Raw genomic sequence first — 7,493 nt, 5'->3', positions numbered from 1 at the left:
GACCCGACCCGACCTCGACCTCGACCCCAGCCCCAGCCCCAGCCTGGGCCGCACCCGCACCGCCCCGATCCCGCCATGAGTCGGCCCTGACGCCCTGCCCTTGTCCCCCCGCCCAATCGGGCCTCTCGCTCGCCCGCACGCCGATTTCTTTATGGCTTCTTTACGCCGCGGCCCCGTGCCGCGGATCGTTTCTTTACGCGCCTCCCTTCGAGAATGACCGCCACTGCGGCGCGGCCGCGTTAACGGAGCATCACCATGGGTTTTCTCGACGGGGCGTCCCTGGCACTGGCCGTGGGGCTTTTCATCTACCTGCTGGCCGCGTTGCTGCGGGCGGATCGCTAGGAGGCGCGTCATGCAGCTTCACGACTTCGGGCTGATCCTGGCCTTCTTCGTCCTGGTGCTGGCGCCCGCGCCCTGGCTGGGGCGCTACCTGTACCGCGCCATGGAAGGCCAGCGCACCCTGCTGACGCCGCTGCTGCAGCCGCTGGAGCGGCTGTGCTATCGGGTGGCGGGGGTGGACCCCGGCGCCGGCCAGGACTGGAAGCGCTACACCGGGGCGCTGCTGGCGTTCAACGCCGTCGGCCTGGTGCTGCTGTTCCTGATCCTGGTGGGGCAGGGCGCGCTGCCGCTGAACCCGCAGCACCTGCCGGGGATGGAATGGAGCCTAGCCTTCAACACCGCGGTGAGCTTCGTCACCAACACCAACTGGCAGGCCTACAGCGGCGAGGCGTCCCTGAGCTACTTCAGCCAGATGCTCGGCCTCGCCGTGCAGAACTTCGTCAGCCCTGCAGTGGGCCTGGCGGTGCTGGTGGTGTTCTGCCGCGGCATCGCCCGGCGCAGCACCGCCGACCTGGGCAACTTCTGGGTCGACCTGACCCGCGCCACCCTCTATGGCCTACTGCCATTCTGCCTGGTGCTGGCGCTGCTGCTGGTCTGGCAGGGCGTGCCCCAGAGCCTGCACGCTTACGTCCAGGCCCATACCCTGGCGGGCGGCGAGCAGAGCATCCCCCTCGGGCCGGCCGCCAGCCAGATCGCCATCAAGCAACTGGGCACCAACGGCGGCGGCTTCTTCGGGGTCAACTCGGCCCACCCCTTCGAGAACCCCACGGCCTGGAGCAACCTGCTGGAAGTGGCGGCGATCATCCTGATCCCGGTGGCCCTGCTGTTCACCTTCGGCCACTACGTGGGCGACCGCCGGCAGAGCCGCGCGCTGCTGGCCAGCATGCTGATCCTGTTCGTCCTCGGCCTGGGCGCCACCCTCTGGGCGGAGCTGCGGCCGAACCCGGCGCTGGCCGCCCTGCCGGTGGAGCAGATCGGCTCCCTGGAGGGCAAGGAGAGCCGCTTCGGCAGCGTCGCCTCGGCGCTCTGGGCGGTGACCACCACGGCCGCCTCCAACGGCTCGGTGAACGCCATGCACGACAGCTTCAGCGCCCTGGGCGGGCTGGTGCCGCTGTTCAACATGATGCTCGGCGAGGTGATCTTCGGCGGCGTCGGTGCCGGCCTCTACGGCATGCTGCTGTTTGTCCTGATCACCGTGTTCCTGGCCGGCCTGATGATCGGCCGCACCCCGGAATACCTGGGCAAGAAGCTGGAGGCGCGGGAGGTGCGGCTGCTGGTGGCAACCCTGCTGGTGATGCCCCTGGGCGTGCTGGTGCCGGCGGCCCTGGCAGCCTGCCTGCCCGGCGCCGCGGCGGCGGTGAGCAACCCCGGCGCCCACGGCTTCAGCCAGATCCTCTACGCCTACACCTCCGGCACCGCCAACAACGGCTCGGCCTTCGCCGGGTTCGGCGCCAACACGCCGTACCACAACCTGATGATCGCCCTGGCGATGCTGCTGGGCCGCTTCGGCTACATCCTGCCGGTGCTGGCCATCGCCGGCAGCCTGGCGGCCAAGACCCGGGCGCCCCAGGGCAGCGGCAGCTTCCCCACCCATGGCCCGCTGTTCGTGGTGCTGCTGACCCTGACCCTGTTGCTGGTGGGCGGCCTGACCTTCCTGCCGTCCCTGGCCCTCGGCCCCCTGGCCGAACACTTCGCCGCCGTCGGCGGCGCCTGAGGAGACCTGTCATGAATGCCCAGAACCCGTTGCACGGCGCCCAGGCGCCGCTGGCCGGGACGTCCTTCGCCGCGCTCTGCGCCCCGGCGCTGCGCCAGGCCTTCGTCAAGCTCGACCCGCGCCGGTTGTGGCGCGCCCCGGTGATGGCGGTGGTGGCCCTGACCGCCACCCTCACCAGCCTGCTCTGCGCGGTGCCGGACAGCGGCGTGTCCACCGGTCTGGCGCTGCAGATCGCCCTCTGGCTGTGGTTCACTGTGCTCTTCGCCAACTTCGCCGAGGCCCTGGCCGAGGGCCGCGGCCGGGCCCGCGCCGACAGCCTGCGGGCCGGCGGGCGCGGCCTGATGGCGCGGCGCCGGGCCGGCGACGGCTACGAGACGGTGGCCGCCGCGGCCCTGCGCCGGGGCGACGTGGTACGGGTCCAGGCCGGCGAGAGCATTCCCGGCGACGGCGAGGTGATCGACGGCGTGGCGGCGGTCAACGAGGCGGCCATCACCGGCGAATCGGCGCCGGTGATCCGCGCCGCCGGCGGCGACCGCTCGGCGGTCACCGGCAACACCCAGGTGGTTTCCGACTGGCTGCTGGTGCGGATCACCGCCAACCCCGGGGAATCCACGCTGGACCGGATGATCGCCCTGGTGGAGGGCGCCAAGCGCCAGAAGACCCCCAACGAGGTGGCCCTGGACATCCTGCTGATCGGCCTGACCCTGATCTTCCTGGTGGTGGTGGCGACCCTGCAGCCGTTCGCCCGCTTCGCCGGCGGCGACCTGCCCCTGGTGTACCTGGCGGCGCTGCTGGTGACCCTGATCCCCACCACCATCGGCGGGTTGCTCTCGGCCATCGGCATCGCCGGCATGGATCGCCTGGTGCGCCTCAACGTGATCGCCAAGTCCGGTCGCGCGGTGGAAGCGGCGGGGGACGTGCACGTGCTGATGCTGGACAAGACCGGCACCATCACCTTCGGCAACCGCCGCTGCAGCGCCATGGTCAAGGCGCCCGGGGTGACAACGCCGGCGCTGGCCGAGGCGGCGCTGATCGCCTCCCTGGCCGACGAGACCCCGGAAGGCACCTCCATCGTTGACTACCTCAAGGGCCTGCACACCCTGCAGGCCCCGCCCCGGGAAGACCTCGACGTGGTGCCCTTCAGCGCCGAGACGCGCCTGTCCGGCGCCGACTGGCGCGGCGCTCGCTACCGCAAGGGTGCGGTGGACGCGGTACTGGCCTACCTGCACCTGGGCCGCGACGAGCTGCCGGCGCCCCTGGCACGGGAGGTGGAGAAGATCGCCCAGAGCGGCGGCACCCCGCTGCTGGTGGCCGCCGACGGCCAGTTGCTGGGGGCGATCCACCTCAAGGACGTGGTCAAGCCGGGCATCCGCGAGCGCTTCGGCGAACTGCGGCGCATGGGCATCCGTACGGTCATGGTGACCGGCGACAACCCCCTCACCGCCGCCGCCATCGCCGCCGAGGCGGGGGTGGACGACGTGATTGCCGAGGCCACCCCGGAGAAGAAGCTGGCGCGCATCCGCCAGGAGCAGGCCGAGGGCAAGCTGGTGGCGATGTGCGGCGACGGCGCCAACGACGCCCCGGCCCTGGCCCAGGCGGACGTCGGCCTGGCCATGAACGACGGCACCCAGGCGGCGCGGGAGGCGGCCAACCTGGTGGACTTGGACAGCGACCCCACCAAGCTGCTGGACGTGGTGCGGGTGGGCAAGGAGCTGCTGGTGACCCGCGGCGCCCTGACCACCTTCTCGGTGGCCAACGACGTGGCCAAGTACTTCGCCATCCTGCCGGCGCTGTTCGCCGGGCTCTACCCGCAGCTGGGTGCCCTCGACCTGATGCGCCTGCACAGCCCGCAGAGCGCGATTCTCTCGGCCATCGTGTTCAACGCGCTGATCATCGTCGTGCTGATTCCCCTGGCCCTGCGCGGGGTGCGCGTGCAGGCCCTGGACGCCGCCCGCCTGCTGCGGCGCAACCTGCTGATCTATGGTGTCGGCGGCCTGGTGGCGCCGTTCCTGGGGATCAAGCTCATCGACCTGCTGCTGACCGCCGTGGGGCTGGTGTGATGCCGGCCCTTCCTGACCCGATCCGAGGACTTCCCATGTTCCATCACCTGCGTCCCGCCATCGCCTCGCTGCTGGCGCTCACCCTGGTCACCGGGGTCGCCTACCCCCTGGTGGTCACCGCCCTGGCCCAGGCCACCTTCCCCGAGCAGGCCAACGGCAGCCTGGTGCGCGATGCCCGCGGCACGCTGCGCGGCAGCGCGCTGCTGGCCCAGCCGGCCGACGGCCCCCAGTGGTTCCACCCGCGGCCGTCGGCGGCGGACTACGCCAGCGTGCCCAGCGGCGCCAGCAACCTGGCGGCGGACAACCCGGCCCTGGCCGAGCGCATCGCCGCCGACGCCCGTGCCCTGGCGGTGCCGGGCCAGGGGCCGGTGCCGCTGGCCCTGGTCACCACCTCGGCCAGTGGCCTCGACCCGCACCTGCCGCCGGCCGCCGCGCGCTACCAGGTGGCCCGCATCGCCGCCGCCCGCGGCCTGCCGGTGGAGGCCCTGGAGCGTCTGGTGGCCCAGCACACCCGGCACCCCGCGGTGGGCCCGGCGGTGGTCAACGTGCTGGCGCTGAACCTGGCCCTGGCCAACCGCGCCGGCCTCTGAGCCGGCGGGTAGACTGGATCGCCGCGCCCACGGGCGCGGTCGCACCTTCACGACTGCACGAGGACATCCATGAGCGACAGTGGCCGGGCCGATGCCCTGCTGGCGGACCTGCCCGCCGCCGGGCGGGGCCGCCTGAACGTGTTCCTCGGTGCCGCGCCCGGGGTGGGCAAGACCTTCGCCATGCTGCAGGCCGCCCAGGCCCGCCTGCGCCAGGGCGTGCGAGTGCGCGCCGGGGTGGTGGAGACCCACGGCCGCGGCGAGACCGCGGCGCTGCTGGCCGGGCTGCCGGTGCAGGCGGCCCTGCGCCGGGACTACCAGGGCGTGGCGGTGGCGGAGATGGACCTGGACGGCCTGCTGGCCGACCCGCCGCAGCTGGTGCTGGTGGACGAGCTGGCCCACAGCAACGCCCCCGGCAGCCGCCACGCCAAGCGCTGGCAGGACGTGCAGGAGCTGCTGGACGCCGGCCTGGACGTCTACACCACGGTCAACGTGCAGCACCTGGAGAGCCTCAACGACCGCATCCGCGACATCACCGGGGTGCAGGTGCGCGAGACGGTGCCGGACTGGCTGCTGCAGGACGCCTTCGAGCTGGTGCTGATCGACCTGCCGCCGCGGGAGCTGCTGGAGCGCCTGCGGGACGGCAAGGTCTACGTGCCCGAGCAGGCCCGGGCGGCCATCGACGCGTTCTTCTCCCAGACCAACCTCACCGCGTTGCGGGAGCTGGCGATGCAGGCCGCCGCCGCCCGGGTGGACGCCGACCTCGCCCGGCGCTACCGCCAGCACGGCCGCGAGGCGCCGGCGGTGCGCGGCCGGCTGCTGGTGGGGATCGCCGGCGACGAGGCGGCCGACCGCCTGGTGCGCCACGCCAGCGAAGTGGCCCAGCGCCGCCACCTGCCGTGGTCGGCGGTGCACGTGGACACTGGCGCTGTGGGCGACGAGCACAGCCGCGCGCGGTTGCAGGCCGCCCAGCAACTCAGCGAGCGGCTGGGCGGCGAAGTGGTGCTGCTGCGCGGCGGCGAAGTGGTGCGGACCCTGCTGGAGCACGCCCGGGAACGCCGCGCCAGCCTGCTGCTGGTGGGCCACGGCGACCGCCGGGGCTGGCGCCGCGGGCTCGCCGAGCGCCTGCTGCGGCGCGGCGACGGCCTGGAGATCAGCGTACTGGACGGCGAGGGCGCCCGCCATGCCCGGCGGACACGGCCCCGACGCCCGCCGCTGCGGGCTACCGACTACCTGCTGGCGACCGTGGCCGCCCTGGTGGCCTCGGCCCTGGCCTGGGGCGTGTCCCGCTACCTGGCGTTGCCCAATATCTCCCTGGTGTTCCTCGCGGCGGTGCTGCTGGTGGCGGTGCGCAGCAGCCCGGGGCCGGCCCTGGCCTGCGCGGTGCTGTCGTTCCTGGCCTATGACGTCCTGTTCATCCCGCCGGCGTTCTCCTTCACCATCCAGCGTCAGGAAGACGTCCTGACCCTGCTGTTCTTCCTGCTGATGGCGGCCCTCACCGGCAACCTGGCGGCCCGCCAGCGGCGCCAGCTCACCGCCCTGCGCCAGGCCCAGCGGGAAACCACGGCGCTGCTGGAGCTGTCGCGGCGGCTCACCGCGGCCACCGACAGCGAGGCCATCTACAGCGCCACCGCCCAGCAGTTCGGCCAGTGGCCGGCCCTGGACGCCTGCCTGGTGGTGCGTGACGGCGACAGTGCCTGGCGCCTGGTGGCGGCGGCCGAGGGCAGCCCGGGCAGTTCCGTCGAGGCCCGGGCCGCGGCTTTCGCCGCCCGCTTCGCCGAACCGGAGCGGGCGGCGGCGGACTGGGCCTGGCAGCACGAGCGGCCCGCCGGCACCGGCACCGACACCCTGCCCGGCGGGCGCTGGTGGTGGTGGCCGCTGTCCGGCGAGGATGGCGCCCTGGCGCTGCTGGGGGTGCGCGGGCGTGACGGGCGGCCGCTGTCGGCGGCGCGCCGGCGCCTGCTGGCGGCCCTCGGCCAGCCGGTGGCCCAGGCCCTGGCCCGGGCGCGCCTGGCGGAGGACCTGGAGGCGGCGCGCCTGCACGGCGAGACCGAGCAACTGCGCAGCGCGCTGCTGGCCTCGGTGTCCCACGACCTGCGCACGCCGCTGACCGCCATGCGCGGCGCCATCGACAGCCTGCTGGCCCTGGGCGAGGCGATTCCCCTGGCGGACCGCCGGGCGCTGCTGGAGGGCACCCGCGACGAGGCCGAGCGCCTCGACCGCTACATCCAGAACCTGCTGGACATGACCCGCCTGGGCCACGGCGGGCTGACCCTCAACCGCGATTGGGTGGCGCCGGCGGACATCGTCGCCAGCGCCCTCGGCCGGCTGCGCCCGATGCTGGCCCCGCTGCGCCTGGAAACCCGCCTGGCGGACCCGCTGCCGCTGTTGCACGTGCACGCCGCGCTGATCGAACAGGCCTTGGTGAACGTTCTGGAGAACGCCGCACGCTTCTCGCCGGCGGACGGCCGCCTGCAGGTGGCCGTGGAGGCCGACGCCGACGAACTGCGCTTCGTGGTCAGGGACGAGGGGCCGGGCATCCCGGAGGCGGAGCGGGAGCGGGTGTTCGACATGTTCTACACCGCCGCCCGGGGCGACCGCGGCGCCGCCGGCAGCGGCCTCGGCCTGGCCATCTGCCAGGGCATGCTGGGCGCCCACGGCGGCCGGGTGAGCGTCGGCGAGGGCCTGGACGGGCGCGGCACCGGGATGGTCCTGCATCTGCCGCTGCCGGCGCAGCCGGCGGTGGAGGTGGAGCGCTGAGGGCGGCTCTGGGAGAATGCCGCCCGGCGCGAT

Annotated in this window: 5 protein-coding genes; all 5 read left to right on the top strand. The window is 73.6% G+C overall.

Going from position 1 to position 7,493, the window contains the following annotated elements:
• Positions 1-255 precede the first annotated feature (255 nt).
• The 5 genes from kdpF to FM069_RS06135 all read left to right on the top strand — a co-directional run bounded on the left by kdpF (position 256) and on the right by FM069_RS06135 (position 7,460).
• Positions 256-342 carry a K(+)-transporting ATPase subunit F gene (gene kdpF / locus FM069_RS06155; RefSeq protein ID WP_143487419.1) on the top strand — a complete coding sequence of 29 codons (87 nt, stop codon included), beginning with the start codon at positions 256-258 and terminating at the stop codon, positions 340-342.
• Between the two features lie 10 nt (positions 343-352).
• Positions 353-2,053 (top strand): potassium-transporting ATPase subunit KdpA, encoded by a 1,701-nt coding sequence (kdpA, locus tag FM069_RS06150; RefSeq protein WP_143487403.1) that lies wholly within the window; start codon positions 353-355, stop codon positions 2,051-2,053.
• A gap of 11 nt (positions 2,054-2,064) precedes the next feature.
• Entirely contained in the window at positions 2,065-4,113 is a 2,049-nt protein-coding gene (gene kdpB, locus FM069_RS06145; protein WP_143487402.1) for a potassium-transporting ATPase subunit KdpB, read from the top strand.
• A 35-nt stretch (positions 4,114-4,148) separates the two neighbouring features.
• On the top strand, positions 4,149-4,703 hold the full coding sequence (kdpC, locus tag FM069_RS06140) for a potassium-transporting ATPase subunit KdpC (RefSeq protein ID WP_143487401.1): 555 nt from the start codon (positions 4,149-4,151) through the stop codon (positions 4,701-4,703).
• A 69-nt stretch (positions 4,704-4,772) separates the two neighbouring features.
• The gene (locus tag FM069_RS06135; protein WP_143487400.1) at positions 4,773-7,460 is read left to right on the top strand and encodes a sensor histidine kinase; all 2,688 of its coding nucleotides are present in this window, start codon (positions 4,773-4,775) and stop codon (positions 7,458-7,460) included.
• The last annotated feature ends 33 nt before the right edge of the window (positions 7,461-7,493 follow it).

It is taken from the genome of Pseudomonas mangiferae, from assembly GCF_007109405.1.
Taxonomy (GTDB): domain Bacteria; phylum Pseudomonadota; class Gammaproteobacteria; order Pseudomonadales; family Pseudomonadaceae; genus Pseudomonas_T; species Pseudomonas_T mangiferae.
Note: the sequence above shows the minus strand (reverse complement) of the source record. Positions and strands in the feature narration are given on the sequence as shown.

Excerpts from the sequence above, each read along its gene's own strand:
- kdpF (WP_143487419.1), top strand. The coding sequence starts at position 256 with ATGGGTTTTCTCGACGGGGCGTCCCTGGCACTGGCCGTGGGGCTTTTC.
- kdpA (WP_143487403.1), top strand. The coding sequence starts at position 353 with ATGCAGCTTCACGACTTCGGGCTGATCCTGGCCTTCTTCGTCCTGGTG.
- kdpB (WP_143487402.1), top strand. The coding sequence starts at position 2,065 with ATGAATGCCCAGAACCCGTTGCACGGCGCCCAGGCGCCGCTGGCCGGG.
- kdpC (WP_143487401.1), top strand. The coding sequence starts at position 4,149 with ATGTTCCATCACCTGCGTCCCGCCATCGCCTCGCTGCTGGCGCTCACC.
- FM069_RS06135 (WP_143487400.1), top strand. The coding sequence starts at position 4,773 with ATGAGCGACAGTGGCCGGGCCGATGCCCTGCTGGCGGACCTGCCCGCC.